Genomic DNA, 24,629 nt, shown 5'->3' on the forward strand with positions numbered 1-24,629 from the left:
GGCTCATGGACTCCTTCTCGACAGTCATCCGCACCGCGTCCCACGAGCAGCACGTGGAGGCGGAGACCTCGACGTTCATGAGCGACCTGCTCGGCGGCAGGCTCGGCGTGGAGGCGTACGCGCGCTACACCGAGCAGCTGTGGTTCGTGTACGAGGCCCTGGAGGCAGAGGCACACCGGCTGGCGTCCGACCCGGTGGCAGGCCCCTTCGTCCAGCCCGAGCTGATGCGACTGGCGGCACTGGAGACGGACCTCGCCCATCTGCGCGGCCCCGACTGGCGTACGACGCTCACCGCGCTGCCCGCGACGCGGGCGTACGCGGACCGGGTCGCGGAGTGCGCCAGGGAATGGCCGACCGGCTACATCGCCCACCACTACACGCGCTACCTCGGGGACCTCTCGGGCGGCCAGATCATCCGCGACAGGGCCGAGAAGACATGGGGCTTCGCCCGCAAGGGTGACGGCGTCCGCTTCTACGTGTTCGAGGAGATCGCGAACCCGGCCGCATTCAAGCGCGGCTACCGCGAGCTGCTGGACCGGGCGGGCACGGCGGTGGACGAGCTGGAGAGACAGCGGGTGGTCGCGGAATGCAAGCGGGCGTTCGCGTTGAACACGGATGTCTTCCGCGCTCTGGGCGAAGAGTTCCCCCTGTCGGCGTGACCCGCCCGGCGTGACCCGCCTCTGGGGGCCGCCGCCCCCGGCCCCCTTACGGCGCTGAAACTCAGCGTTCCAGGAACACCCGACCCCCGACCTCCACCCACCCCATCGGCTGCGGCGCCGTGAGTATCTGCGACCCCTTGCCCTGCGTGATGTTGAGCGCCCGGCCCAGCTGGTCCGTGAGCAACAACGCCGCCGCCCCCGTCGCCTCGTCCTCCGCGATCCCGTCGTCGCGCCCGGGAAACGCGCGGGCCCGTACCCGCCCCGCCGCCTCGTCCTCCCACGCCCACGCGTAGATCCACTCCCCCGGCGGCGGCACCTCCAGCGCGTCGACCTCCGCGGCCGACCCGTACCGGCGCAACGTCCGCTCCGGCACCCACTCCGCCCGCGCCTCGATCCAGCTGAACTCCCCGTCCAGCCGCGCCCCCACCAGCCCGGCCTGCGTGACCAGTTCGGGCACGTCGAGCAGCCAGGCCGTACCGACGCAGGGGTGACCAGCGAAGGGCAGGCGCAGGGTGGGCGTGTAGATGTCGATGATCCCGCGCTCGGGGTCGTCGACGAACACGGTCTCGCTGAAGCCGAGTTTCGCCGCGAACGCCTGCCGCTCGCTCCGCTCCGGCATGACGGAGCCCTCACGGACCACGCCCAGCTCGTTGCCATATCCCCCGTTGGGCGCGCAGAAGACCCGGACCACGTCGTATTCAGTCACGCGCGCATTCAAACACCCAGGTGGCAGCGGCCACCAACTACCCGTCCGTACGCCGACGCCGTACCGCCACGACCACAGCCGCGCCCGCCGCCGTCATGGCCGCGGCCGTACCCAGCGCACCCACCGGAACGCCCGCACCGGTGGATGCGAGACCGCCTGTCACACCGCCGGTCGAGCCCGTACCGCCGGTCGTGGAGCCCGTCGTACCACCCGTCGTACCGGAGGAACCGCCCGTGGAGCCGGAGGAGCCCGACGAACCGGACGAGCCGCCCGTGGAGGCCGATCCGCCGTCACCGCCCGGGAGTTCGGCGCCCTCGGCGACGGCGACGGACAGGTCGACCGGGTCGAGTTCCGCGCCCGCCTCGTAGAAGTCGCCGAAGGCCTTCGCGCCGGCCGCGGTGAGCTCGGCGGTGACGTCGGAGAGGGTGATGACGTCGTTCACGGCGGTGAGGTCGGCCGCGTCCGTCGTCAGGTCGGCCAGGACCACGTCGTCGGACTTCTCACCGAGGCTCACGACGTCGGCGGTGAGTTCGCCGGCGCCGTTGTCGATCGTGGCCCTGAGGTCGCTGAGGGTGAGGTCGAGACCGTAAGCGCCGTTTTCCTCATGGCCCTTGAAGTTCACGGCACCCGTGAAGGCGGCGGAGAGGGTCTCGGCGACGGTGTCGTAGGTGCCCGAGCCGTCGGGGAAGGTGAACGCCCCGTTGCCGGCGGCCTGGGTCGCGCCCCCGGTCGTCGTGATCGCGCCCTTGGCGACACCGTCCACGACGTACGTACGGAAGGACTGCTTCACGCCCCAGCCGAGCGTGCCGTCGGTGATGTCCCCGCTCACCGGGGCGGCCGTGGCGGTGTCCGAGGGGGAGGCCGAAGCGGAGGGGGACTCGGAGGTGCCCTGCGTCGGGGTGGGGGACGCCGAGGCCGACGCCGACGCCGACGGGGTCGGTGATGCCGACGCGCTCGCACTCGGGCTGGTACTGGTGCTCGGGGTCGCCGACGGGCTCGGGGACTCCGTCTTCTTCTCCACCACCGTCAGCGGGTCCCCGGCCGCCCCGCTGTAGCTGGAGCTGCCGAGGACGGTCGCCGCCTCCGCGGTCAGCTTGGTCGCCATGTCCGTCATCCCGCGGGTGACGGTGACATCGGCGAAGGGTACGTCGTCCTGGATGGCGCCGCTCTTCGTCACGTCGGCGGTGATCTTCGCCGTCCTGCTGTCGAACCTGACGTCGGACAGGGTGAGTTCGAAGCCGTGGAGCGTGGAGGCGATCTTCAGGCCGCCCTTGAAGCCGAGGGCGAGGGTGTGGGACGTGGAGTCATAGGTCCCCGTGCCCTCGGTGAAGGTGAACGCGCCGTTGTTCGCGGCCTGCGTGGCGCCGTCCGTCGGGGTGAAGGTGCCGGCCGCCATACCGGTCACGTAGCTGCGGTAGGACTGCTTGATGCCCCAGGTCAACTCGTAGCCGCTGAGCGGGATTTCGGCGGCCGACGCGGTGGAGGCGACCGCCGTGGCGAGCGCGGTGGCGCCGAGGGCGACGGCCGTGGCCACGGCGGCGGCGAGGGCGAGGGGTCGTCTGGCGGCTGGCATGATCGTGGTTCTCCTAAGTGGATGGTCCGCCCAACCGGCGGACGGAGTACGGAAGTTCAGGCCTGCGGCCGGTCCGGTGCGTCGACGGCCGGTCGGGTGCGGCGCCTGTGTACGGCGTACGCGAAGGCCGCGGCCACCAGCAGCAGGGAGCCGGCCGCCAGGCCCACGGGCAGCAGTGGGCCGCCGGAGCCGGAGGCGCTCGCGGTGTTCTCGGTGTCGGCGACCGGTGCGGCGTCGGTCGCCGAGGGCTCTGGTGTCGCGGACGGCTCCGCCCCGGTTGCCGCGCTGCCCAGGTCGGGCAGGGCGGGGAGTTCGGCGGCGTCGGTGAGGGTGACGGCGAGCGAGACGGGGTCCATCTCCGTGCCCGCCTTGTACATCCCGCCGAAGGCCCGCGCTCCGCGCGCGGTGAGTTTCGCCGGCGCCTCGGTCAGCGCGACCAGGCCGTCCCTCGGGGCCGGTTGTCCGGCGGTGAAGGTGATCAGCGGGACGCCGGTGCCCGTGAAGTCCGCGCTCGCCGCGTCGGCGTAGAGCGTGCCGGTGCCGTCGGTGCCGACGGTGGCCCGTAGCCCGCTCAGCGCCAGATCGAGCCCGTTCTCACCGGTGAAACGCACCGCTCCGGCGAAGGAGGCGGTCAACTTCCCGTCGCTGTAGGTTCCTTGCCCGCTCGGGAAGCGGAACAGCGCACCGCCGTCCTGGGCGCCGGAGGACAGCGTCCACTTTCCCTTGGCGATGTCACCGGTGACGTACTCGCGGAAGGTGCGGCGCACGCCCCAGTCGACGGCTCCGTCCCTGATCGCACCCGATGTCGCCTTCGGGGAAGGGGACTTGGCAGCCGACACCGTGGGTTCCTTCGCCTTCGCCGGCCCTGTCGGTGTCGCCCTCGGCTGCTCGGCCGTTGCCGCCCGCACGTCCGTCGAGAGGCTCACCGGATCGAGCTCGGTGCCCGCCTCGTAGTACCCGGCGAAGGACTTGGCGCCCTCGGCGGTGAGCGTGGCGGGGAGGTTGTTGAGGGCGACGGCGTTGCCGCCGCCCCTCATGTCGATCCCACCCAGCGCGAGGGTGGCGAAGGGCACCTGCGTGGACGTCGTGACCGCCCCGGTGTCCTTCGCCTTGCTGCTGACGTCGACATGGAGAGTGCCGGTGCCCCCCGAGATACGGATGGTGGGGCGGCTGATCGTGAGGTCGAGCTGATGCGTCCCGTCGGCCTTCCCGTGCCCGACGAAGTGGACCCCGCCCAGGAAGCCGGCCCGGAAGGCGCCTGTGTCGCCGTCGTACGTGCCGGTCGCCGAATGGAAGCGGAACCGGCTTCCGCCGACCGTGGCCGCGCCGCCCGTGAGGGAGTAACTCCCCTTCGCGATCGGGCCGGTGACATAGCTCTGGAAGGAGGTTTTGATGCCCCAGTCGAGCCGTCCACCCTGCACGGTACGGCTCGCGGCATGCGCTGCCCCGACCGGGAGGAGGGCTCCCAGGACGACCGCGCACACCACGGTCACCAGGGCGCGAAGGCGCGCGGGCATGAGATGTCCTCCGGATCCGACCACCTGTAGCGAACAAAGGTAAGGCTAACCTAAGCTCTGCCGGGGTTGAAGTGTAAGAAGGCCGAGAGAATCCAAGAGACCGACAGAACGGACAGGATCGTGGGACGCTTGCGCACGCGCATGGCGGGAGCACTGCTTTCCGCGCTCGCCCTCACGGCGACCGGCTGCGCCGGGACCCAAGGCACACCGCAGGACACCCACCAGGGCACGGCCAAGGCCGTCGCCGGTGCCGTCGCGGCGGACCGGGTCGAACCGCTCGCGAACCCCTCCGAGCCTCGACTTCCCGTCACCGTACGGTCGTCCGACGGGGTCGAGGTGACCGTCGAGGCCGCCGACCGGATCGTCCCCCTCTCCGGCAGCCTCAGCGAGATCGTGTTCACCCTCGGGCTCGGCGACCGGGTCGTCGCCCGGGACATCACCGCCACGTTCGCGCAGGCGGAGAAGTTGCCCGTGGTCACCCGCAACCACGATGTCTCCGCCGAGAGCGTGCTCTCCCTCCGGCCCGACCTGGTCATCGCCGAGACGACGACCGGGCCGGAGGAGGCCATAGGCCAGATCCGGGACGCCGGCGTCCCGGTCCTCGTGATCGACCCGGCGAAGGACCTCGGCGACGTCGGCCCCCGTATCCAGGCGGTCGCCGACGCACTCGGCGTACCGGCCGCCGGCAAGGGGCTGACGAAGCGCTCCGAGGACCGGATCGCCGCCGTACGCGAGAAGATTCCCGACCGCGCCGAAAGGCCCCGCGTCGCCTTCCTCTATCTGCGCGGCTCGGCCTCCGTCTATCTCATCGGTGGCAGGGGCTCAGGCGCGACCTCTCTGCTGGAGGCCGCCGGGGCCGTCGACGCGGGCGCCGACTCGGGGCTGGAGAAGGACTTCACCGCCATCACCACCGAAGCGCTCGCCCAGGCCGCACCGGACGCGATTCTCGTCATGACCAAGGGACTCCAATCCGTCGGCGGTATCGACGGCATGGCCGGGATCCCCGGCGTCGCACAGACCCCGGCCGGGATGGAGCGCCGGGTCGTCTCGGTCGAGGACGGCGTGCTCCTCAACTACGGGCCGCGTACGGACCAGGTGCTGACGTCGATCGTGGCGCAGTTGTACGCCGACGGCAGCGGAGAGGCCCGATGACCCTGCTGGACAAGGCGGTTGAGGCCACGGCGGAGAAGCCCGTACGCCGGGTGCGCGGCGGCACCTGGCTGCTGACCGCGGGGCTGGTCGTCGCCCTGCTCGTCCTCGTCCCGGTCGCCGCCGGGCTCGGGGCGTATCCGATCCCCACCGGTGACGTGCTCGGCTCGGTGCTCCACCGGACCGGCCTGGGCGGCGCCGCACTCGACCGCGTCCCCGAGTCCGTCCTGTGGAACGTCCGCTTCCCGCGCATCGTGCTCGCGCTGCTCGTCGGGGCCTCGCTGGGCTGCGCGGGGGCGCTGATGCAGGGCATGTTCAGCAATCCGCTCGCCGAGCCGAGCATCATCGGCGTCTCCTCGGGCGCGGCGGTCGGCGCGGTGGGCGCGATCTCGCTGGGCCTCAACTTCCTCGGCACGGTGACGATTCCGACCGTCGCCTTCGTGACCGGCCTCGCCACGGTGCTGCTGGTGTACTCGATGTCGCGCTCCGGCGGCCGTACGGAGGTCGTGACACTGATCCTCACCGGCATCGCCGTGAACGCCTTCGCGGGCGCGCTGATCGGTCTGTTCCTGTTCTTCGCGGACACGGCCGCCGTCAACCAGATCACCTTCTGGCAGCTCGGCTCCCTCGCCCAGGCCACCTGGTCCAAGGTCCTGGCCGTCCTGCCCTTCGCGGCCGTGGGCCTGGTGGTCGCACCCCTGTACACCCGCCGACTCGACCTCCTCTCCCTCGGCGAACGACCCGCCCGGCACCTGGGCGTGGACGTGGAGCGGCTGCGGATGGTGCTGGTGCTGGTCATCGCGCTGCTGACGGCGGCGGCGGTCGGCGTCTCGGGGATCATCGGCTTCGTCGGCCTGGTGATCCCCCATCTGCTGCGGATGGCGGCGGGCCCGGGACACCGGTTCCTCGTCCCGGGCAGTGCGCTCGCCGGGGCGGTGGTGTTGCTCGGCGCGGACCTGGCGGCGCGGACGGTTGCCGCCCCCGCGGAGTTGCCGCTGGGTGTTCTCACCGCCCTGCTCGGGAGCCCGTTCTTCTTCTGGTTGCTGCGGAAGGCGCGGCGCGGGCAAGGAGGGTGGGCGTGAGGGGTCGTGTGTCGGCTGCGGGTCCGTGGGGGCTGGTCGCGCCCACGCGGCGGAGCCGCAGATCGACACAGCCCCGCGCCCCTTGGGTGGGCCTCGGCGTCCTCGGTTTCCGCTTCGGCCCGCTGCGCCCCTAGGAGCCCTCCCATGAGATTCCTGCGTTCCCGTCCAACCCCTCCGCCCGCCGCCGAACCAGGAGACGTTCTCGCCGAGGCCGCCGGACTGCACGTACGGCTCGGGGCGCGGGAGGTACTGGCCGGCGTCGACATGACCGTCCGGGCCGGTGAGGTGCTCGCGCTGGTCGGGCCCAACGGGGCCGGGAAGTCGACCCTGTTGGGCGCGCTCGCCGCCGATCTTCCGGTCGCGGCGGGGGGCGTACGGATTCACGGCCGGGCCGCCGACGAGTGGCCGGTGGCCGAACTCGCGCTGCGCCGGGCCGTGTTGCCGCAGGCGGCCTCGCTGTCCTTCCCGTTCACCGTCGAGGAGGCCGTCCGGATGGGCCGGGCCCCCTGGGCCGGTACGGAGCGCGAGGACGAGGACGACGTGGCGGTGGCCGCGGCGATGGGGGCCGCGGAGGTGGCCGGGTTCGCCGTACGGCCGTTCTCGGCGCTCAGCGGCGGTGAGCGGGCCCGGGTGGCGCTTGCCCGGGTGCTCGCCCAGCGGGTGCCGCTGCTGCTGCTCGACGAGCCGACCGCCGCGCTGGACCTGCGTCACCAGGAGCTGGTGCTGCGGGTCTGCCGGGAGCGGGCGCGGGCCGGGGACGCCGTGGTGGTCGTCCTGCACGATCTGGGGCTGGCGGCTGCGTACGCGCACCGGGTCGCGATCCTGAGCTCCGGGCGGGTGGTGGCGGACGGGCCGCCCGCGGGGATCTTCGACGGGCGACTGTTGTCGGAGGTCTACCGGCAGCCCATCGAGGTGTTCCCGCATCCACGCACCGGGGCTGTCCTGATCTCGCCGGTCCGGGACTTTTGACCTATGGATTACCCGTGCGTGGGACGCGCTTTAATTCACCTTTAGATCGTCATTGAGCAGCCGTGACCGGGACGTTCCCATGCACCGTTCATGAGAGGTGAATCACTGATTGTCCGGGTATCGCTGAGGCAAGCCTTAGGTAAGTTAGGGCCGCCTCACCAAACCTGTGTGAGCCCGGACACGTCGCTTTTTCGCCACCCGTGATTCTCAGGAGCCCGCATGCGAGCCGTCAGACTCTCCGTCGTCACCGCCGCCGCCGCGGCGGCGGCCCTGGCAGCCGTCACGGGGTGCACGGAGAAGGGCGGCTCCGGGAGCGGCGACGGCGCCATCAGCGTCACCGCGACGGACGACAGGTGCGAGGTCTCGAAGAAGGAGTTCCCTGCCGGGCACATCGAGCTGGACATCGAGAACAAGGGCTCCAAGGTCACCGAGGTCTACGTCCTCTTCCCGGACGACCGGATCGTCACCGAGCGCGAGAACATCGGCCCCGGCACCAAGCAGAAGGTCACCGCCGAGGTGAAGGCCGGCGACTACACGATCGCCTGCAAGCCCGGTATGAAGGGCGACGGCATCCGCCAGGCCGTCAAGGCCACCGGCGGCAAGACCGCCAAGCGCGACCCGCGCCTGGACGCGGCCGTCGCCGCCTACCGCAAGTACGCGCAGGAGCAGGCCGACACGACGCTGCCGCTCGCCAAGACCTTCGCCGAGGCGGTCAAGAGCGGCGACCTCGAAGCCGCGAAGAAGGCGTACGCGCCCTCCCGTATCGGCTGGGAGCGCACCGAGCCGGTCGCCGAGTCCTTCGGTGACATCGACCCGAAGGTCGACGTCCGCGCGGACGGTCTTGAGGCCGGCCAGGAGTTCACCGGCTGGCACCGATTGGAGAAGTCCCTCTGGGAGGACAAGAAGATCACCGCCGAGGACAAGACCCTCGCCGACCAGCTGATCACCGACCTGACCGACTGGCAGAAGCGGGTCGGCAAGGCCGAGATCACCCCGACCTCGATGGCCAACGGCGCCAAGGAGCTGCTCGACGAGGTCGCCACCGGCAAGGTCACCGGCGAGGAGGAGCGCTACTCGCACACCGACCTGGTCGACTTCAAGGCCAACGTCGAGGGCGCCGAGCAGTCGTACGAGCTGCTGGAGCCGGTCGCGAAGGAGAACGACGCGGCGCTGGTCACCGAGCTGGACAAGCGGTTCGCCGCCCTGAACACGCTGCTCGACAAGTACCGCGCGGACAAGAACTCGTACGACTTCACCTCGTACGACAAGGTCGGCGAGGCCGACCGCAAGCAGCTCTCGGACGCGGTGAACGCGCTCGCCGAGCCGCTGTCCAAGCTCGCCGCCGCCGTCGTGAAGTAAGGGGACGGACTGTCATGACGGAGATACCGGAGAAGACCGAGGGCGGTACCTCGCGACGGGCGCTGATCGCCTGGGGCGGGGCCGGACTCGCGCTCGGGGCCGCCGCGGCCGGTGGCGCCGTGGCGATGACCCGCGGCAGCGAAGACGTGCAGACGGTCGCCGCCGAGGCGGGCGGCGCGATCGCCTTCCACGGCGCCAACCAGGCGGGTATCGCGACGCCGGTGCAGGACAGGCTGCACTTCGCCGCGTTCGACCTGGCGACGGACGACCGCGCCGAGTTTGTACAGATGCTGAAGGACTGGACGGCGGCGGCCCGGCGGATGACCGCCGGACAGGCGGTCGGCGAGGGCGCGTACGGCGGTCTCGCCGAGGCGCCGCCGGACGACACCGGTGAGGCGCTGGGGCTGAAGCCGTCGCGGCTGACACTGACGATCGGGTTCGGGCCCGGCCTGTTCGAGAAGCTGGGGATGGCGGACCGGCGGCCCGACGCACTGGTCGATCTGCCGCAGTTCTCCGGTGACAACCTCGACAGGAACCGCAGCGGCGGCGATGTGTGCGTGCAGGCGTGCTCGGACGATCCGCAGGTCGCGGTGCACGCCGTCCGCAATCTGGCCCGGATCGGCTTCGGCAAGGTCTCGGTGCGCTGGTCGCAGCTGGGCTTCGGCAAGACGTCGTCGACGACCCCCGAGGCGCAGACCCCTCGCAACCTGCTGGGCTTCAAGGACGGCACCCGCAACATCGCGGGCACCGAGACCGCCCGGCTGAAGAAGTTCGTGTGGGTGGACGGCACGGACCTCGACGACAACTCGGCCTGGATGGAAGGGGGTTCGTATCTGGTCGCGCGGCGCATCCGGATGCACATCGAGCCCTGGGACCGGACCTCTTTGCAGGAGCAGGAGGACATCTTCGGGCGCGACAAGGGGGAGGGCGCCCCGGTCGGCAAGGCGAAGGAGCGCGACGAGCCGTTCCTGAAGGCGATGCTGCCCGACGCGCACGTCCGTCTCGCGCACCCCGACTCCAACCACGGGGCGACCCTGCTGCGCCGCGGCTACTCCTTCACGGACGGCACGGACGGCCTCGGCCGGCTGGAGGCGGGCCTGTTCTTCCTGGCCTACCAGCGGGACGTCCGCAAGGGTTTCATCCCCGTGCAGCGCAACCTCGCCACCGACGCGCTCAACGAGTACATCCAGCACGTGGGTTCGGCCGTCTTCGCGGTCCCTCCGGGCGTCCGGGACAAGGACGACTGGTGGGGCCGAGCACTGTTCTCGGAACCTTCCCAGTCCTCCGAGCCCTCCAAGTCCTCCCAGTCCTCCGAGCCCTCCAAGTCCTCCCAGTCCTCCCAGTCCTCCAAGGGGGCGTAGGCGCCGTGTTCGCGAACTATCTGATCGGTCTGCGCGAGGGCCTGGAAGCCAGTCTCGTCGTCTGCATCCTCATCGCCTACCTGGTGAAGACGGACCGCCGGGAAGCCCTGAAGCCGATCTGGATCGGCATCGGGGTCGCCGTCGCGCTGGCGCTGGGCTTCGGCTGCGCGCTCGAATTCGGCTCGCAGGAGCTGACGTTCGAGGCGCAGGAGGCGCTCGGCGGCTCGCTGTCGATCGTCGCCGTGGGCCTGGTGACGTGGATGGTCTTCTGGATGCGGCGTACGGCCCGGCATCTGAAGGCGGAGCTGCACGGCAAGCTGGACGCGGCTCTCCAGATGGGCACGGGCGCGCTGGTGGCGACCGCGTTCCTGGCGGTGGGCCGGGAGGGCCTGGAGACCGCGCTGTTCGTGTGGGCGTCGGTCCGGGCGTCCAGCGACGGCACCGAAGGGCCCCTGATCGGCGTGCTGTTGGGCATCGCGACGGCGGTCCTGCTCGGCTACCTCTTCTACCGGGGCGCCCTGCGCATCAACCTGTCCACGTTCTTCACCTGGACCGGCGGCATGCTGGTCGTGGTCGCGGCGGGCGTCCTCGCCTACGGCTTCCACGACCTCCAGGAGGCCGACCTCGTGCCCGGCCTGACCGACAAGGCCTTCGACATCAGCGGGACGATCCCCCCGGACAGCTGGTACGGCACGCTCCTCAAGGGCGTCCTCAACTTCCAGCCGGACCCGACCGTCCTCCAGGTCACGGTGTGGGCGCTGTACCTGGTCCCGACGCTCGCGCTCTTCCTGGCCCCGGTAGGGTTCGCCTCCGGGAAGGGGAAGGTGAAGCCAGCTGATGAGCACGGTGAGCAGGGGTCGCAGCCCTCGAAGTCCACGAAGCCCGCGGACTCTTCGAACGCCACGAGGTCTTCTTGACCGGAGCGCTCTCGCAGCGGCCTCGGTGACCGTGTTGTCCCTGGCCGCGAGCGGCTGTGTCGTGGTGCACGGTGAGCGCGAGGTGCTCCCGGCGGCGACCCCGACGGAGGCGGCCGAGGCGCTGAAGGACTTCACGGCCGCGTACAACAAGGCGGACAAGGCGTACGACCGCGCCCTGGACGCCGACTACGTCACCGGCGCCCTCGGCGCGATCGACGCGGCCCGGCTGGACGCCGGTCGCGAGGTCAGCCCGGCCGGCAACCCCTCGTACGTACCGCTGGAGTTCACGGACACCAGGTTCACGATCCCGAAGAAGGCGGGCTGGCCGCGCTGGTTCGTCGCGAACGCCGACGCCAACAAGGGCGACGAGGCGCGCTGGCTGCTGGTGTTCACGCGCAGCAACGTGGCCGAGCCCTGGGCGGTGGCGTATCTGACGCTGCTGGACCCGGACGACGTACCGGCGTTCAAGACGGACAAGGACGGTCTCGCGGAGCCGGTGACGGTGAACTCGGCCGAACTGGCCGTCGCGCCCAAGGACTTGAGCGCGGCCTACGCGACCTACCTGAAGGGGGGCGGCGACGTCTTCGCGCCGGGTGTGCACACGAGCGGCTGGGTGGCGCAGCGCAAGAAGAACGCCATCAAGCCCGGGCTCGTCACCCAGTACATCGACGAGCCGCTCGCCAAGGACGACTTCGCCCCGCTGGGCCTGCGTACGGCGGACGGCGGCGCGCTGGTCTTCTTCGCCACGCACCACTACGAGAAGCAGACGGCCGCGCTGGGCACGTCGATCCCGACGCCGAGCGACAGTGTGCGGGCGCTGACGACGGGCGAGATCAAGCAGTCGCTGACCCTGGAGTTCGTGTCGAACCAGGTGGTGCTGGACCCGGGGAAGGGTGCCGCGAACCGGAGTGTGGAGTTCCTGAGCCGCATCCAGGGGCTGACGGCGGCGCAGGGCGAGTAACTCAGGTTTGCCGGGCGGCAGTTCAGTTGCGGTGCGGCCAGGCCGCGGTGGCGTGGTCGGGCTCCTCGCCGGCGTACCGGGCGCAGGCGTCGGTGAGGACTTCGAGCAGGCTCAGCGGGTCGGGGAGGGCGAACTCCGGCCCGCGCACCCAGTACACACCCTGGTCACCGGGCAACCGGGCGGGCGGTACGAGGACGTAGGACCCCCGGCAGTGCCAACGCAGGCCCGGATGCTCGTCCATGGTCTCGGGGTGGCAGTCCAGTTCGCAGGGCCACCACTCGTCCTCGTCGTCGGGGGTGCCGCGCGTGAGGGTGAAGAACAGCAGCCGTCCGTCGTCGCTCTCGGCGACGGGCCCGACCTCGATCCCGGCCCCGAGCAGCCGCTCCAGCGCCTCGCGGCCCGCTTCGAGGGGCACGTCGAGGACGTCGTGGACTATGCCGGTCGCGGTGATGAAGTTGGCCTGTGGCTGATGTCTCGCCCAGCGCTCGATCTGGGCGCGGTCGGTGGTGGACTGCGTGTGCCAGGCGAAGGAGATCGGGTGCCGGGCGGGCGTGGGACACCCGACGCGGTCGCAGGAACACCGGTAGGCGGAGGGGTGCGCGGCGGGCGCGAGGGGCAGTCCGGCACGGGCGACGGCGAGCAGCAGTTCCTCACGGCGCCCGCTCTCGGCGGCGGTGGCCGCGTCCTCCCGGGCGTTCGTCCGGCGTCCACGCAGCCACGTGGAGATCCGGCCCTGCCGGCCCGTCGTACTACCGCCGAACTCCGCGCTCATGTATCGCCTCGCCTCGCTGCTGTTGTGCGGACAGCCTGCTCCATGCTCCCACCATCCTGCGGTGTGAGGGGCCGGAGCCGACATCCGGGGTAGGGGGGACGAGGCGTACGGGGAGTAGAATTGAGCGTTTTTCGGTTGATTAGCAGGATTTATCACCCGCTGTTTTCAGCCAATTCGGCTCTTGCCGTCACCGGGCGCGGCGATCCCGTTGAGGGCGTAGTCGACGAGGGTGTCCGTGTACTCGTACGAGATCGGCCCGGTGCGCTGGAGCCAGCGCTGGGCGAGCGGGGAGACGAAGAGTTCGAGGGCGATACGGGGATCGACACCGGGCCGCACCTCCCCCGCGCCCTGGGCCGCGCGCAGCCGCTGGACGTAGAGCTGGAGGGACGGTTCGAGCAGCCGGGCGACGAACCTGCGGCCGATCTCCTCGTTGACGACGCCTTCGGCGGCGAGGGCACGGGAGGGGACCTCGAACGCGGGGTCGAGCAATTCGTCGACGGTGGCGCGCAGTACGGCCTTGAGGTCGGCGGCGAGATCACCGGTGTCCGGGATGGCGTACTGTCGCCCGGGCTGAGCGGCTTCGGCGGCCTGCTCGCTCAGATCGACGAAGGCCTCCATGAGCACGTCCCCTTTGGAGGCCCACCACCGGTAGATGGTCTGCTTCCCGACGCCCGCCCGGGCGGCGATCCCCTCGATGGTCGTCTTCTGGTACCCGACTTCACCGACGAGCGCGAGAGCGGCGCCATAGATGGCGCGGCGGGACTTCTCACTGCGGCGGGTGGAGTCGGGGGCGGGTTTGGCTGGGGTGGACTTCTGGACCATGTCGGCAATTTATCAGGTTGACAAGACGGAGCGTCTCGCCGCAGGGTGGGGTACGCGCCGAACGAGACGATACGTATCGTCAGAGCTGAAGGAGATGGGTCATGGCACGAGGTGGCGGAAACATGCTCGGAGTGGGCGGCACCCGCAGCAACCTGGGCAAGAACGCCCTGCGCGGCGGCGGCCGAGGCAAGCAGACGGGCGGCGGGGCCGACCCGCAGGCCCAGAAGCAGGAGCTGGTGCGCAAGCTGCAGGAGAAGCGCGCCAAGGAGCAGGGCGCACAAGAGAACGCACCGGACGGACGTACACCGGACGAGGCCGCCCCGACGGCCGAGTGAGCGAAGCCGCTCAGCGCGGTACAGCCGCCGGCAGGTCGGTATCCACTGTCGCCAGATCGGGCAGATTCAGGGTGTAGCGAACATGACGACCGTGCCGCCGGGCCGTGAGCAGGTCCGCGCGACACAGGGCGGCGAGATGGCGGGAAACCTCCGAAGGTGAGAGGTCCCACACATGGGCCGCCTCACGGGTGGTGCGGGGACCGCGGGCCAGGGTACGCAGCAGCCGCAGCCGTACCGGATGGGCGCCGGGACACGGCTGGGCCGCTCCGGCCGTCGCCGCAGTGCCCGTGATGCCCGTGGTGTCCGTGGTCTGCGCGATCGGTGAGATCATCTACGCCCCCACCCCCAACCGGCCCGACGGCTCGACAGCCCTGTGGGGCGGCCCCAGCGCTGCGAGGCTTCTCTCCACGTCCGCCGTGGGTCAACGACATGGGGTGTCCGACACCTGACGAAGGCAGGGAAGATGAGCACGCGGCCCCACCCCGTCGACCATGAACTCATCCAGGCCGCGGCGCACATCGCGCACACTCGCTGCCGGGGTGACAACCACACCATGGCAGCCGCGGCCCGCACTCAGGACGGCCGGATCGTCACGGCGGTGAACGCCTACCACTTCACCGGAGGCCCCTGCGCCGAGCTGGTCGTCATCGGCACGGCGGCAGCCCAGGGCGCCTACGACCTGGACACGATCGTCGCGGTGGGCGACCGGGACCGCGGGGTTGTTCCACCGTGCGGCCGATGCCGTCAGGTTCTGCTCGACTACTTCCCCACCCTCAATGTCATCGTCGGCGAAGGCGACCGCCTCCGATCTGTCCGCATCACCGAGTTGCTCCCCGAAACCTACGTCTGGGCCGACCACCAACTCGATGCCGAGTAAACCGTGTCGCATCCGAGATCCACAGCGGTTCAATGACCGAGTGGACAACGGAAATTGAACCTGCGACCCCTTGTCCTCAAGGGTCAAGTCCAACGTGGCCAAGAACGCCTTACACCAGTGGTCGCGTCTAAATTTTGGCCCCGGACTGCCGGGACGTTCCCTTCTCGACACTGTTCGACTCTTCGATTTGACGGGCGACGGCGAAATCACGATTCCGCAGTGTTTGCAGACGATGCGCCTCCGGCAGATCAGGAATGGCCAGGAGGCGGTCACACGCTTCGATGGAACCCTGCATGTCTCCTACCCAGTAAGAAACGATGGAATACTCGAAGAGCATCCCCCACTTGTAGACCCATGGGTGGGTGAAGAGAATATCGTCGGGCTCCGTGCGATTGATCCCCGCACACGCGAAGGCATGCCCGGCACGATAGTTTCCACGCTTCCGCAGCCGTGAGACCAATTCGAAGCATGCTTCTAGGCGCTGCGGTCGCTGCTCCCATGCCCGCGAGAGGGTATCCATGGCGCCCGGCCAGTCACCGGACTCATCCTTGAGGATTCCGGCCTGCAGGAGTGCGTAATAGATCTCCTCTCCCCAGCCACCCATCTCCGCGCGACGTTCGTAAAGGGCGATCGCCTCTTCGGCGCGACCCATGTCACGCATGGTCTGGGCCAGGTAGAACGTGCTGCGCGCGTTTGTGGGATCACGCTCGAGCTCCGAGCTCAGCAGGGCCATGTCTCGTTCGAACTTGTCGTGCCTGGAGCCGCCGTCGGCGAAGTGCTCGATCACAAGGGCGTCGAGGTTCTCCTGTTCGTGCTCCTCGTCGGCGGTCAGGTACTCGTGTGTCACGCCTTCGTAGCGCCAGTGCAAATCGCCGCGGACGAGACGCTTGATCCGGTAGGCGAGACTTCCGGCGTGCGGGATCATGTAGGACGCACAGGACAGCGAAGGCAATGGCCCTTGTTGCCGAATGGTCATGTCGGCGTCCATCAGAAGCAAGTAGTCAGCTTTCCCGCGGGCACGTTCGATGTTGAGTGTGCGATTGACCCCGAAGTCAACCCAGACGTCTTCGTGCAGCTCGCCAGGGACCCCATCAAAGGCTTTTCGAATCAGATCCTGAGTGCCATCCGTCGAGCCCGTGTCAGAGATGATCCAGGTGTCGACGATGTCGCGCACCGAGGCGATGCACCGCTCAATTACAGCCGATTCGTTCTTTACGATCATGCAGAGGCAGATGGTCGGTTTCATGGTCCTGACCCTACTTTCGAGTTTCCCATCGGGCATGACGATAAAAGCTTGAATCACGCAGGAGGAAGTCGCCGCAATCACTGTAGACACTTCGACTCAAGGATTGTCGACGCAACGCCGATTCTTGTTATGAGCGAGCTGGGCCGGGCGACAGGAAGCGGGCGGGTGTCGGTGGGCCGGCTGCCACTTGCCTCACGGAGGAATACACCTGGCAGGCGTCACGGAGTTGGCCGTTCGCGCCAGAGCCGACCAGGGGATGTCGTGCACATGACGCATCGACAGGGATACGGGCGGCTTGGACAGGGCGGCGACGTCACACAAAGTGCGCGATCCATCGCACATGGTAATGATGGGGATGTCGCCCCTCCCGGGGTGGCGTGAATCTTCGACTTCGCGAAATCAGGAGACCGCATGAGTCCTGACTCCAGGACAAGTTCCTCACTCGGCCCGCTGCCCAGGCGGAGCACTTGGATCGCGGGCAGCAGCCTTGCATCCCTCGCTATCGTGCTCACGGGCATGGCCAGCCCGGCTCTCGCGATGGAGCCCACGAAGACGGTCGCCAACATAGCCTCTGCCTCCAAGCCTGGTGGCGACGAATGCCCAGAGGGCCACTGCGACGACCACGGTGACTACGGCGACCACGGCGAACCCGGCGAGCCCGGCCCCACAGGGCCGACGGGGCCGAAGGGACCGACGGGCGCGACGGGCGCGACCGGCCCTGCGGGTGCCGACGGTGAGACCGGCCCGACCGGCCCGACCGGCCCTGCGGGTGCCGACGGTGAGACCGGCGCCACGGGTGCCACAGGTGCAACCGGCGCGACGGGCGCCACCGGTGCCACGGGTGCCACGGGCCCTGCGGGCGTCGACGGTGCCACGGGTCCGACCGGCGCCACGGGCGCCACGGGTGCTACCGGCGCCACCGGTGCCACCGGCCCCGCGGGCGTCGACGGTGCCACGGGTGCCACGGGTGCAACCGGCGCCACGGGTGCTACGGGCGCCACCGGTGCCACGGGCGCTGCGGGCGTCGACGGTGCCACGGGTCCGACCGGCGCCACGGGCGCCACGGGTCCGACCGGCGCCACCGGTGCCACCGGCCCCGCGGGCGTCGACGGTGCCACGGGTCCGACCGGCGCCACGGGCGCCACGGGTCCGACCGGCGCCACCGGTGCCACCGGCCCCGCGGGCGTCGACGGTACCCCGGGTGCCACCGGCCCTGTCGGCGCCACGGGCCCCACCGGCCCCGCCGGACCGGTGGACGCGCAGATCCTCTCCCAGGACTACAACGTCCTGTTGGGTGTCAACGCGTCCTACGACTCCCCGTCATGTCCGGCCGGCACCACTCCCATCTCCGGCGGACTGTCTGCCACTGGCCTCGCCACCGTCCTCGGGCAGACCTACCCGAACGGAGACCACTGGACCGTGACCGCGACGGCGGGTGCTCTCACCACCATTACGGTCTACGTGGTCTGCAGCTGACCGCACACCTCACGAACGCTTTCGCACATATGAGTCCCCGTCGGCCTTCTCCGGCGGGGACTCATGCACGCCGAGGTTCCACCTTGGCTCGGTGCGGCGGAAGAGTCGCCTTCGATATTCCGTCCGCCTGTCCAGCTCGCACCTGCGTTTTTTGACCCGACAGCCGGCCGATCTCCGCCGTCAGCCTGTACGCCTCGCCCGCCCTGCGCGGCACAGGCGGAGCCAGGCGGTCAGACGGCGCCGAACTCTCTGCCGTTGACGCCGTTGACGCCGTTGACGCCGTCCACGAAGGACGAGAACGCGTCGACGGGGAAGCCCAGAACCGGGCCGCTCGGGTTCTTGGAGTCGCGGACGGGGACCAGGCCGCGCGAGGCGACGAGGTTCGCGGCGACCGCTCTGCAAGCGCCGCCGTTGTCGCTGTACGAAGACGTGAACCAACGCGGGGATTCGGTCGTCGCGAGGTGCCCTGTCGTAACTGCTCGATCATGGCCACAGATGCCGCCTGAGAGAGCGCTTCGGCCTGCACGAGTGGCTGGAACCAGCACGGCTGCGGCTGCGCCACTGTCTACAGGGTGATCCAGTAGCGGCGCTTGGTGCCCACGTCGGTGGTACGTACGTCCTCCAGGACGCCACCGTTGAGCTCGATGGTGCGCGCCGATCCGACGTTGTCGTCGTCGCAGGTGACCAGGACCCTGTCCAGGCCGAGCGTACGGGCTTCGTGCAGAGACGCCCCGAGGGCCCATGTGGCCAGGCCACGTCTCCGGGCGGAGGGCCGGATGCTGTAGCCGATGTGCCCGGCGATATCGAGCAGAACGGCGTTCAGATAGTGGCGCAGGTCGATGGCTCCGAGATAGGCGCCGTCCTCGACGATCCACCAGTAGGTGGCGTGGACGTGTCCCTCGCTCACGGCAACCGACCTGTCCGACTGCTGCCGCAGTCGCTCGACCCACGCCGCGAAAACCTCGGGGCTGTCGAGGCCGGTGTCAGGTGCGAGACGCAGACCGGTTCCGTCCTGGTGGGCGCCTGGAGGCCACTCGTCACACGCCGCGAGCCATGAGGACTGGAGTCGGCCTGTGGGTGCGATCAGTTCGGGCATGCGGACGACGGTAACACCCGTCCATCCCCTGTGATCAGGCATTTTTCGCGAGCCCGGGCCCACGCCTGTTTCACGCGTCACGCGTCACGTATGGCCGTCCGGCCAAGATCTACCTTCACCGCGGGTCCTGGTTCCCGTCCTCCGCCACCGGCGGCCAGACATCCCCCCAGTCCGCGTCCCGGGCGGCCCGGTAGAGAACACCGTGCCGCTTCGTGACCGTTTCCCGGCGGAGTGAAGGGACCGTCTCACACAGGTCCAGGAGCACCTGCCCCTTGCGGATCTGCGGCTTGCGTACGACGCGGGCGGGCGCCGGGGTCACCGGGAAGCGGGTGGCGGCGACGTAGCTGAACTTCTCGTCCTCGTACGGGAGGGAGCCGCCCTTCACCCGGCGGTGGAGGGAGGAGCGGCTGACCCGGGCGGAGAAGTGGCACCAGTCCTCGCCGGGGACGATCGGACAGGCCGCGCTGTGGGGGCAGGGTGCGGCGATGTGGAAACCGGCGCTCAGCAGCCGCTCGCGGACCTCGATCACGCGGAGATAGCCGTCGGGGGTGCCGGGTTCGATGACGACGACGGCCTGGGCGGCGCCGGCCGCGGCGTCGACCACGGAGGTGCGGTCGGCGTCGGTCAGTTCGCCGAGCACGTAGGAGATGGTGACGAGATCAGCGCTCTCGATTTTGAGCGCCGCTCCGATACGAGAGCGCTGCCACTCCACGCCCTTCAACTCCGGGTTGGCAGCGGCGATCTCCCGCCCGAGAGCGAGCGCGGGCTCGGCCCAGTCGAGCACGGTGACGGGCCGTACGCCCTCCCACACGGCGTTGACAGCCCAGGTAGCGGCCCCTGTCCCACCCCCGACGTCGACATGACTGCCTGGCACCCATCCGGGCGCCGCCCCGGCGAAGGCATCCAGCGCCGAGCACACCGCCTCGAAGGTGGCGGGCATCCGGTACGCGGCGTACGCGGCCACGTCGGAACGGTCCCGCAACACGGGCGCATCGGTGGGCGTCCGCCCCCGATAGTTGGCGATCAGCCGCTCGACCGCCTGCGTGGCCACCTTCGGCGGCAGCCCGTCGAGCAGACCGGCGAGGGCGGCGCGGAGAGCGTCGGAGGGGGAGGCGGGGGTGTTCACGGGGTGATTCTAGTGATTCCCCGAGGGAGGCCGATCTCGCCCGCGAGAGGGGCGGAACCCGGCGGCGGCCAGGCGTCCGACCGCCCCGGCCGGATGTTCGTCGGCCTGGACCGGCGGCCGGCGTGGGCACAGTGACACGTCCTCATCTCCCCCGCACCCCCCGAGCCACCCGGTCCCCCACCCGCGCCCGGGGCCCGTTCCCCACACGCCCCCAACTCCGTTTCGGATGCACCGCGTTCGTCAGCAGCACCACGAAAGTGTCCGTGGCCCGGTCCAGGACGAGGGAGGTGCCGGTGAAGCCGGTGTGCCCGGCAGCTCCTCGCCCCGCCAACTCCCCCATGAACCACGGCTGGTCGATGGCGAAGCCCAGGCCCGGCGGGGTCAGCAGCAGTTCCACGTAGTCCGGGCCCAGAATGCGGGCCGGGCCGTAGGCGCCGCCCGCCAGCAGGCAGCGACAGAGGACGGCAAGGTCGTGGACCGTGGAGAACAGGCCCGCGTGACCCGCCACCCCGCCCAGCGCCCACGCGTTCTCGTCGTGGACCTCACCCCGGACCATCCCCCGCTCCACCTTGGCCCACGGTCTGCGCTGGTCCTCGGTCGCCGCCGCGTCCGGACAGGGGCCGAAGCCGGTCGCCGTCATGCCGAGGGGGCGGGTGATGCCGTCGTGGATCAGGGCGTCCAGGGTGCGGCCGGTGATGCGCTCCAGGACGTACTGGAGGAGCAGCATGTTCAGGTCGGAGTAGGCGTGGTGGCCCGGCGCGGACAACGGCGCCTCCGCCCGTAACAGCGCTCGGCGAGCCGCGTCGTCCGGGCAGTCGTACAGCGGGAGTTCGGGACGCAGACCCGAGGTGTGGGTGAGCAACTGCCGTACGGTGATGTCGTGTTGGGCCACCGCCGTGAAGTCCGGCAGGTACGCGGCCACCCGGGCGTCCATGCCCAGTGTGCCGCGCTCCAGTTGCTGCACCGCCGCCACCGCCGTGAAGAGCTTCGTCAGGGAGGCGAGGTCGAAGGGCGTCGACATCGTTGCCGGGATCCGTGCCTCCGCCGGGAGTTCCACTCCCGTGTCCGTGCGCTCGTCGTACGACGCGTACCGCACCGCCCAGCCCGCCGCCGCCTCCACCGCGATCACCGGGCCGCGCCCGACGATCACGACCGCGGCCGGGGCCCAGGGGCGCTCACCGGTCGTGAGAGCGCGTACCTCTCGTACGAGGTGACGCATCTCCCCGGCGTCCAGGCCGGCCCGTTCCGGGGTGCCGACGCGCAGTTTCGGTACGGCGCTCAGCTCTCCGCCCCCTCCAGGGTCGTACGTCTGTTCCAAGGACGGCACAGTCCCACGAAGCAGCCGACCGCCACCAGTGCTGCCACCAGTTGGACGACCGCCATCGGCACGGCGGTGTCCTCACCGGCGATGCCCACCAGCGGGGAGGCGATCGCGCCGATCAGGAAGGAGGTGGTGCCCAGGAGGGCGGATGCGGCGCCCGCCGAGTGGCGCGTGCGCATCAGGGCGAGGGTCTGGGTGTTGGGCATCGCCAGGCCCATCGCCGACATCAGCACGAAGAGCGCGGCCGACACCGGGAACAGGCCCGCCTCGCCGAACACACCCGTCGCCATCAGCAGCAGCGCCGTCGCCGCCAGGGTGGTGACCGCCAGCCCCACCGCCAGCACCTTGTCCATCGACACCCGGCCGACCAGCACCTTGCCGTTGATCTGACCGACGATCACCAGCCCGACCGAGTTGACGCCGAACAGCAGGCTGAACGTCTGCGGGGAGGCGCCGTAGATCTCCTGGATCACGAAGGGGGACGCGGCGATGTACGCGAACAGGGCCGCGAAGGCGAAGCCGCCCGCGAGGACGTACCCGGTGAAGACCCGGTCCGCGAGCAGGGTGCGCATGGAGCGGAGCGCCTCGCCGACTCCGCCGGCATGGCGGTCGGCGGGGTCGAGAGTCTCGGGGAGACGGAACCAGACCAGCACCGCGAGCGCGATCCCGACCACCGTGAGGACGGCGAACACGCCCCGCCAGTCCGTCACCCGCAGGACCTGGCCGCCGATGAGCGGCGCGACGACCGGGGCGACCCCCGAGATCAGCATGAGGGTGGAGAAGAAGCGGGCCATGGCCACGCCGTCGTACAGGTCCCGTACGACCGCCCGGGCGATGACTATTCCGGCCGAGCCCGCCAGTCCCTGGAGCAGCCGGAAGGCGACCAGGAACTCCAGGCTGGGCGCGAGGGCGCACAGGACGGTGGCCACGACGTACACCGCCAGGCCTGCCAGCAACGGGCGCCGGCGGCCCCATCGGTCGCTCATCGGGCCGATCAGGAGCTGTCCGAGGGCCATGCCCGCCAGACAGGCGGTCAGGGTGAGTTGGACACTCGCGGCGGACGCGTGGAGGGAGGTCGTGACCTCCGGGAGGGACGGGAGGTACATGTCCATCGCCAGCGGGGGCGTCGCCGTCAGCCCGCCGAGCATGAAGGTGACGAGGAGGCCGGTGCGGCGGAGGGAGCGGGCGGAGCCGGGTATGTCCTTCGGTATCGCTGCTTCTACCGCTGTCCCTGTCCCTGCCCCTGTCTCTACCTCTGTGCCTGTCTTCGGCTCTGCCTCCGCCTGGGGACGCTTCCCGTCCCGCGTGGTTCGGCCACGCTCGGGCATACGCCCTCCCTTTTCGAGCAATCCGCCACCTATGCTCTCAGCTCGTACAGGCGGTTCGTACATTCCGTTCGGACAGCGTGTTCGAGATAACAAAGGTCACGGGACTAGGGGCTGGCATGTCGGCTGAGCGCGTGCGCTGGGGAATTCTGGCGACGGGAGGGATCGCGGCGGCGTTCGCGGCGGATCTGGTGGATCTGCCGGACGCGGAACTCGTGGCGGTCGCCTCGCGGACCGAGGCCTCCGCGAAGGCGTTCGCGGAACGGTTCGGCATCCCCCGGGCCTACGGCGACTGGGCGTCGCTGGCCGAGGACACCGACGTGGACGTGGTGTACGTCGCCACTCCGCACGCGGCGCACCGGGCCGCCGCGGGCCTGTGTCTGGAGGCCGGGCGGAACGTGCTGTGCGAGAAGGCGTTCACGCTGAACGTGCGGGAGGCGGAGGAACTGGTCGCGCTGGCGAAGGAGCGCGGCGCCTTCCTGATGGAGGGCATGTGGACGTACTGCAACCCGGTCGTCCGGCGGCTGAAGGCGCTGGTCGAGGATGGTGCGATCGGTGAGGTGCGGACCGTTCAGGCCGACTTCGGGCTGGAGGGGCCCTTCCCTCCCTCGCACCGGCTGCGTGACCCGGCACAGGGCGGTGGCGCGCTGCTCGACCTGGGGGTCTACCCGGTGTCGTTCGCGCATCTGCTGCTCGGGGAGCCCGACGGCATCTCAGCGAGAGCGGTGCTCTCCGAGGAGAACGTCGATCTCCAGACGGGAGCACTGCTCTCCTGGGAGAGCGGCGCTCTCGCTTCGGTGCACTGCTCCATCGTCGGCGGTACGTCCGTCAGCGCGTCGGTGACCGGTTCCAAGGGCCGGATCGACGTACCCGACGGGTTCTTCTTCGCGGACCGGTTCGTGCTGCACCGCGACGGCCGTGACCCTGAGGAGTTCGTCGCCGCCCCGGACCACGGCGCCCGCAACAGCTTCCGGCACGAGGCGACCGAGGTGATGCGCGCGCTGCGGGCCGGCGAGACCGAGTCCCCCCTCGTCCCGCTCGACGGCACCCTCGCCGTGATGCGGACGATGGACACCATCCGGGAGCAGATCGGCGTCCGCTACCCCGGCGAGGCCAACTGATGGGCGACGAGCACCCGTTGACCGCCGAGCCGGCGAAGGTCGCGGTCGTGACCGGTGCCGGTTCCGGGATCGGGCGCGCGGTCGCCCTCGAACTGCTCGGCGCGGGCTGGTCGGTGGCGCTCACGGGCCGCCGTACGGAACGCCTGGAGGAGACGGCGGCGCTCGCACCCGAGGGCACGAACGAGGGCACCCCCGGGCGCGCCTGTCTCGTCGTAGGCGCCGATGTGGCCCGACCCGACGACGTGGCCGCCCTGTTCGCGGCCGTGCGCGAGCGGTTCGGGCGGCTCGACCTGCTGTTCAACAACGCGGGGACGTTCGGTCCCGGCGGGGTGGCTGTGGAGGATCTGGCGTACGAGGCGTGGCGGCACGTCGTGGACACCAACCTCAACGGGGCGTTCCTGTGCGCGCAGGCGGCGTACCGGCAGATGAAGGAGCAGGATCCGCAGGGCGGCCGGATCATCAACAACGGGTCGATCTCCGCGCACACTCCCCGGCCGCACTCGGCACCGTACACGGCGACCAAGCACGCGTTGACGGGGCTGACCAAGTCGCTGGCGCTGGACGGGCGGCCGTACCGCATCGCGGTCTCCCAGATCGACATCGGGAACGCGGCGACGGACATGACCGCGCGAATGCAAACGGGCGCCCTGCAGGCGAACGGGGAGATGGCGCCGGAGCCCGTCATGGACGTGGCGGACGTGGCACGCACCGTGCGGCACATGGCGGAGCTGCCACTGGAGGCGAATGTGCAGTTCGCGACAGTTCTGGCGACCGCGATGCCCTACGTGGGACGCGGTTGAGCACGCTTCGCGCACGCATTCGAAGACTCAACCTGCACAACCGGAATTGATTGCTCCGT

General features: G+C 70.2%; 24 protein-coding genes and 1 pseudogene. 13 read left to right on the forward strand and 12 right to left on the reverse strand.

Going from position 1 to position 24,629, the window contains the following annotated elements:
- Positions 1–5 precede the first annotated feature (5 nt).
- Positions 6–659, forward strand: coding sequence for a biliverdin-producing heme oxygenase (locus IEY89_RS08005; protein ID WP_189146594.1), 654 nt, complete (start codon positions 6–8; stop codon positions 657–659).
- Between the two features lie 61 nt (positions 660–720).
- Here IEY89_RS08005 and IEY89_RS08010 read toward each other — a convergent pair whose 3' ends face one another.
- The 3 genes from IEY89_RS08010 to IEY89_RS08020 are packed head-to-tail and all read right to left on the reverse strand — an operon-like array spanning position 721 to position 4,455.
- Positions 721–1,365 carry a PhzF family phenazine biosynthesis protein gene (locus IEY89_RS08010; protein WP_189146595.1) on the reverse strand — a complete coding sequence of 215 codons (645 nt, stop codon included), beginning with the start codon at positions 1,363–1,365 and terminating at the stop codon, positions 721–723.
- A gap of 37 nt (positions 1,366–1,402) precedes the next feature.
- A complete protein-coding gene (locus tag IEY89_RS08015) occupies positions 1,403–2,938 on the reverse strand; it encodes an HtaA domain-containing protein (protein ID WP_189146596.1) in 1,536 nt (511 codons plus the stop codon).
- A 56-nt stretch (positions 2,939–2,994) separates the two neighbouring features.
- Positions 2,995–4,455 (reverse strand): HtaA domain-containing protein, encoded by a 1,461-nt coding sequence (locus IEY89_RS08020; RefSeq protein WP_189146597.1) that lies wholly within the window; start codon positions 4,453–4,455, stop codon positions 2,995–2,997.
- 129 nt (positions 4,456–4,584) lie between these two features.
- Here IEY89_RS08020 and IEY89_RS08025 point away from each other — a divergent pair, with 129 nt between their 5' ends.
- The 7 genes from IEY89_RS08025 (at position 4,585) to IEY89_RS08055 (ending at position 12,253) form a co-directional block, all read left to right on the forward strand.
- The gene (locus IEY89_RS08025) at positions 4,585–5,607 is read left to right on the forward strand and encodes a heme/hemin ABC transporter substrate-binding protein (protein WP_373287206.1); all 1,023 of its coding nucleotides are present in this window, start codon (positions 4,585–4,587) and stop codon (positions 5,605–5,607) included.
- Complete coding sequence (locus tag IEY89_RS08030) at positions 5,604–6,686, forward strand: FecCD family ABC transporter permease (RefSeq protein ID WP_189146598.1); 1,083 nt, start codon at positions 5,604–5,606, stop codon at positions 6,684–6,686. Before IEY89_RS08025 ends, IEY89_RS08030 begins: the two co-directional genes overlap by 4 nt.
- A 144-nt stretch (positions 6,687–6,830) precedes the next feature.
- Complete coding sequence (locus IEY89_RS08035; RefSeq protein WP_189146599.1) at positions 6,831–7,655, forward strand: heme ABC transporter ATP-binding protein; 825 nt, start codon at positions 6,831–6,833, stop codon at positions 7,653–7,655.
- Positions 7,656–7,874: 219 nt separating this feature from the next.
- A complete protein-coding gene (efeO, locus tag IEY89_RS08040; protein ID WP_189146600.1) occupies positions 7,875–9,014 on the forward strand; it encodes an iron uptake system protein EfeO in 1,140 nt (379 codons plus the stop codon).
- Positions 9,015–9,028: 14 nt separating this feature from the next.
- Positions 9,029–10,375 (forward strand): iron uptake transporter deferrochelatase/peroxidase subunit, encoded by a 1,347-nt coding sequence (gene efeB, locus IEY89_RS08045; protein ID WP_229695090.1) that lies wholly within the window; start codon positions 9,029–9,031, stop codon positions 10,373–10,375.
- 5 nt (positions 10,376–10,380) lie between these two features.
- Entirely contained in the window at positions 10,381–11,292 is a 912-nt protein-coding gene (gene efeU, locus IEY89_RS08050) for an iron uptake transporter permease EfeU (protein WP_189146601.1), read from the forward strand.
- Positions 11,213–12,253, forward strand: coding sequence for an SCO2278 family lipoprotein (locus IEY89_RS08055; protein ID WP_189146602.1), 1,041 nt, complete (start codon positions 11,213–11,215; stop codon positions 12,251–12,253). Before efeU ends, IEY89_RS08055 begins: the two co-directional genes overlap by 80 nt.
- A gap of 22 nt (positions 12,254–12,275) precedes the next feature.
- Here IEY89_RS08055 and IEY89_RS08060 read toward each other — a convergent pair whose 3' ends face one another.
- On the reverse strand, positions 12,276–13,025 hold the full coding sequence (locus IEY89_RS08060; RefSeq protein ID WP_189146603.1) for a bifunctional DNA primase/polymerase: 750 nt from the start codon (positions 13,023–13,025) through the stop codon (positions 12,276–12,278).
- Positions 13,026–13,190: 165 nt separating this feature from the next.
- Entirely contained in the window at positions 13,191–13,847 is a 657-nt protein-coding gene (locus IEY89_RS08065) for a TetR/AcrR family transcriptional regulator (RefSeq protein WP_189146604.1), read from the reverse strand.
- 101 nt (positions 13,848–13,948) lie between these two features.
- On the opposite strand from IEY89_RS08065, the gene IEY89_RS08070 reads away from it, so the two are divergent.
- Entirely contained in the window at positions 13,949–14,182 is a 234-nt protein-coding gene (locus IEY89_RS08070; protein WP_189146605.1) for a DUF6243 family protein, read from the forward strand.
- A 10-nt stretch (positions 14,183–14,192) separates the two neighbouring features.
- Here IEY89_RS08070 and IEY89_RS08075 read toward each other — a convergent pair.
- A pseudogene (locus IEY89_RS08075) lies at positions 14,193–14,426 on the reverse strand (ArsR/SmtB family transcription factor); the annotation flags it as partial.
- Between the two features lie 219 nt (positions 14,427–14,645).
- Between IEY89_RS08075 and IEY89_RS08080 the strand changes: the two are divergent.
- Positions 14,646–15,059 carry a cytidine/deoxycytidylate deaminase family protein gene (locus tag IEY89_RS08080; RefSeq protein ID WP_189146607.1) on the forward strand — a complete coding sequence of 138 codons (414 nt, stop codon included), beginning with the start codon at positions 14,646–14,648 and terminating at the stop codon, positions 15,057–15,059.
- Positions 15,060–15,186: 127 nt separating this feature from the next.
- Here the strand turns inward: IEY89_RS08080 and IEY89_RS08085 are convergent, their stop codons facing one another.
- Positions 15,187–16,305, reverse strand: a complete 1,119-nt coding sequence (locus tag IEY89_RS08085; RefSeq protein ID WP_229695092.1) for a glycosyltransferase — start codon at positions 16,303–16,305, stop codon at positions 15,187–15,189.
- Between the two features lie 516 nt (positions 16,306–16,821).
- Between IEY89_RS08085 and IEY89_RS08090 the strand changes: the two genes are divergently transcribed.
- Positions 16,822–17,781 (forward strand): collagen-like domain-containing protein, encoded by a 960-nt coding sequence (locus IEY89_RS08090; RefSeq protein WP_229695093.1) that lies wholly within the window; start codon positions 16,822–16,824, stop codon positions 17,779–17,781.
- A 230-nt stretch (positions 17,782–18,011) separates the two neighbouring features.
- Here the strand turns inward: IEY89_RS08090 and IEY89_RS08095 are convergent, their stop codons facing one another.
- From IEY89_RS08095 to IEY89_RS08115, 5 genes are all read right to left on the reverse strand, one after another.
- Positions 18,012–18,278, reverse strand: coding sequence for a DUF397 domain-containing protein (locus IEY89_RS08095; protein ID WP_189146917.1), 267 nt, complete (start codon positions 18,276–18,278; stop codon positions 18,012–18,014).
- Between the two features lie 68 nt (positions 18,279–18,346).
- Positions 18,347–18,877 (reverse strand): GNAT family N-acetyltransferase, encoded by a 531-nt coding sequence (locus IEY89_RS08100; protein WP_189146609.1) that lies wholly within the window; start codon positions 18,875–18,877, stop codon positions 18,347–18,349.
- Between the two features lie 115 nt (positions 18,878–18,992).
- Positions 18,993–20,003, reverse strand: a complete 1,011-nt coding sequence (locus IEY89_RS08105; protein WP_189146610.1) for a small ribosomal subunit Rsm22 family protein — start codon at positions 20,001–20,003, stop codon at positions 18,993–18,995.
- Between the two features lie 142 nt (positions 20,004–20,145).
- Complete coding sequence (locus IEY89_RS08110) at positions 20,146–21,330, reverse strand: serine hydrolase domain-containing protein (RefSeq protein WP_189146611.1); 1,185 nt, start codon at positions 21,328–21,330, stop codon at positions 20,146–20,148.
- Positions 21,282–22,652 (reverse strand): multidrug effflux MFS transporter, encoded by a 1,371-nt coding sequence (locus tag IEY89_RS08115; RefSeq protein ID WP_189146612.1) that lies wholly within the window; start codon positions 22,650–22,652, stop codon positions 21,282–21,284. The genes IEY89_RS08110 and IEY89_RS08115 overlap by 49 nt, the downstream gene beginning before the upstream one ends.
- Positions 22,653–22,768: 116 nt before the next feature.
- Here IEY89_RS08115 and IEY89_RS08120 point away from each other — a divergent pair, with 116 nt between their 5' ends.
- Both IEY89_RS08120 and IEY89_RS08125 read left to right on the forward strand, forming a co-directional pair.
- A complete protein-coding gene (locus tag IEY89_RS08120; protein ID WP_189146613.1) occupies positions 22,769–23,770 on the forward strand; it encodes a Gfo/Idh/MocA family protein in 1,002 nt (333 codons plus the stop codon).
- Positions 23,770–24,570, forward strand: coding sequence for an SDR family oxidoreductase (locus IEY89_RS08125; RefSeq protein ID WP_189146614.1), 801 nt, complete (start codon positions 23,770–23,772; stop codon positions 24,568–24,570). The genes IEY89_RS08120 and IEY89_RS08125 overlap by 1 nt, the downstream gene beginning before the upstream one ends.
- The last annotated feature ends 59 nt before the right edge of the window (positions 24,571–24,629 follow it).

It is taken from the genome of Streptomyces lacrimifluminis, from assembly GCF_014646095.1.
In the GTDB taxonomy this organism is placed as follows: domain Bacteria; phylum Actinomycetota; class Actinomycetes; order Streptomycetales; family Streptomycetaceae; genus Streptomyces; species Streptomyces lacrimifluminis.

Excerpts from the sequence above, each read along its gene's own strand:
- IEY89_RS08005 (WP_189146594.1), top strand. The coding sequence starts at position 6 with ATGGACTCCTTCTCGACAGTCATCCGCACCGCGTCCCACGAGCAGCAC.
- IEY89_RS08015 (WP_189146596.1), bottom strand. The coding sequence starts at position 2,938 with ATGCCAGCCGCCAGACGACCCCTCGCCCTCGCCGCCGCCGTGGCCACG.
- IEY89_RS08020 (WP_189146597.1), bottom strand. The coding sequence starts at position 4,455 with ATGCCCGCGCGCCTTCGCGCCCTGGTGACCGTGGTGTGCGCGGTCGTC.
- IEY89_RS08030 (WP_189146598.1), top strand. The coding sequence starts at position 5,604 with ATGACCCTGCTGGACAAGGCGGTTGAGGCCACGGCGGAGAAGCCCGTA.
- IEY89_RS08035 (WP_189146599.1), top strand. The coding sequence starts at position 6,831 with ATGAGATTCCTGCGTTCCCGTCCAACCCCTCCGCCCGCCGCCGAACCA.
- efeO (WP_189146600.1), top strand. The coding sequence starts at position 7,875 with ATGCGAGCCGTCAGACTCTCCGTCGTCACCGCCGCCGCCGCGGCGGCG.
- efeB (WP_229695090.1), top strand. The coding sequence starts at position 9,029 with ATGACGGAGATACCGGAGAAGACCGAGGGCGGTACCTCGCGACGGGCG.
- IEY89_RS08055 (WP_189146602.1), top strand. The coding sequence starts at position 11,213 with ATGAGCACGGTGAGCAGGGGTCGCAGCCCTCGAAGTCCACGAAGCCCG.
- IEY89_RS08060 (WP_189146603.1), bottom strand. The coding sequence starts at position 13,025 with ATGAGCGCGGAGTTCGGCGGTAGTACGACGGGCCGGCAGGGCCGGATC.
- IEY89_RS08065 (WP_189146604.1), bottom strand. The coding sequence starts at position 13,847 with ATGGTCCAGAAGTCCACCCCAGCCAAACCCGCCCCCGACTCCACCCGC.
- IEY89_RS08070 (WP_189146605.1), top strand. The coding sequence starts at position 13,949 with ATGGCACGAGGTGGCGGAAACATGCTCGGAGTGGGCGGCACCCGCAGC.
- IEY89_RS08080 (WP_189146607.1), top strand. The coding sequence starts at position 14,646 with ATGAGCACGCGGCCCCACCCCGTCGACCATGAACTCATCCAGGCCGCG.
- IEY89_RS08085 (WP_229695092.1), bottom strand. The coding sequence starts at position 16,305 with ATGAAACCGACCATCTGCCTCTGCATGATCGTAAAGAACGAATCGGCT.
- IEY89_RS08090 (WP_229695093.1), top strand. The coding sequence starts at position 16,822 with ATGGCCAGCCCGGCTCTCGCGATGGAGCCCACGAAGACGGTCGCCAAC.
- IEY89_RS08100 (WP_189146609.1), bottom strand. The coding sequence starts at position 18,877 with ATGCCCGAACTGATCGCACCCACAGGCCGACTCCAGTCCTCATGGCTC.
- IEY89_RS08115 (WP_189146612.1), bottom strand. The coding sequence starts at position 22,652 with ATGCCCGAGCGTGGCCGAACCACGCGGGACGGGAAGCGTCCCCAGGCG.
- IEY89_RS08120 (WP_189146613.1), top strand. The coding sequence starts at position 22,769 with ATGTCGGCTGAGCGCGTGCGCTGGGGAATTCTGGCGACGGGAGGGATC.
- IEY89_RS08125 (WP_189146614.1), top strand. The coding sequence starts at position 23,770 with ATGGGCGACGAGCACCCGTTGACCGCCGAGCCGGCGAAGGTCGCGGTC.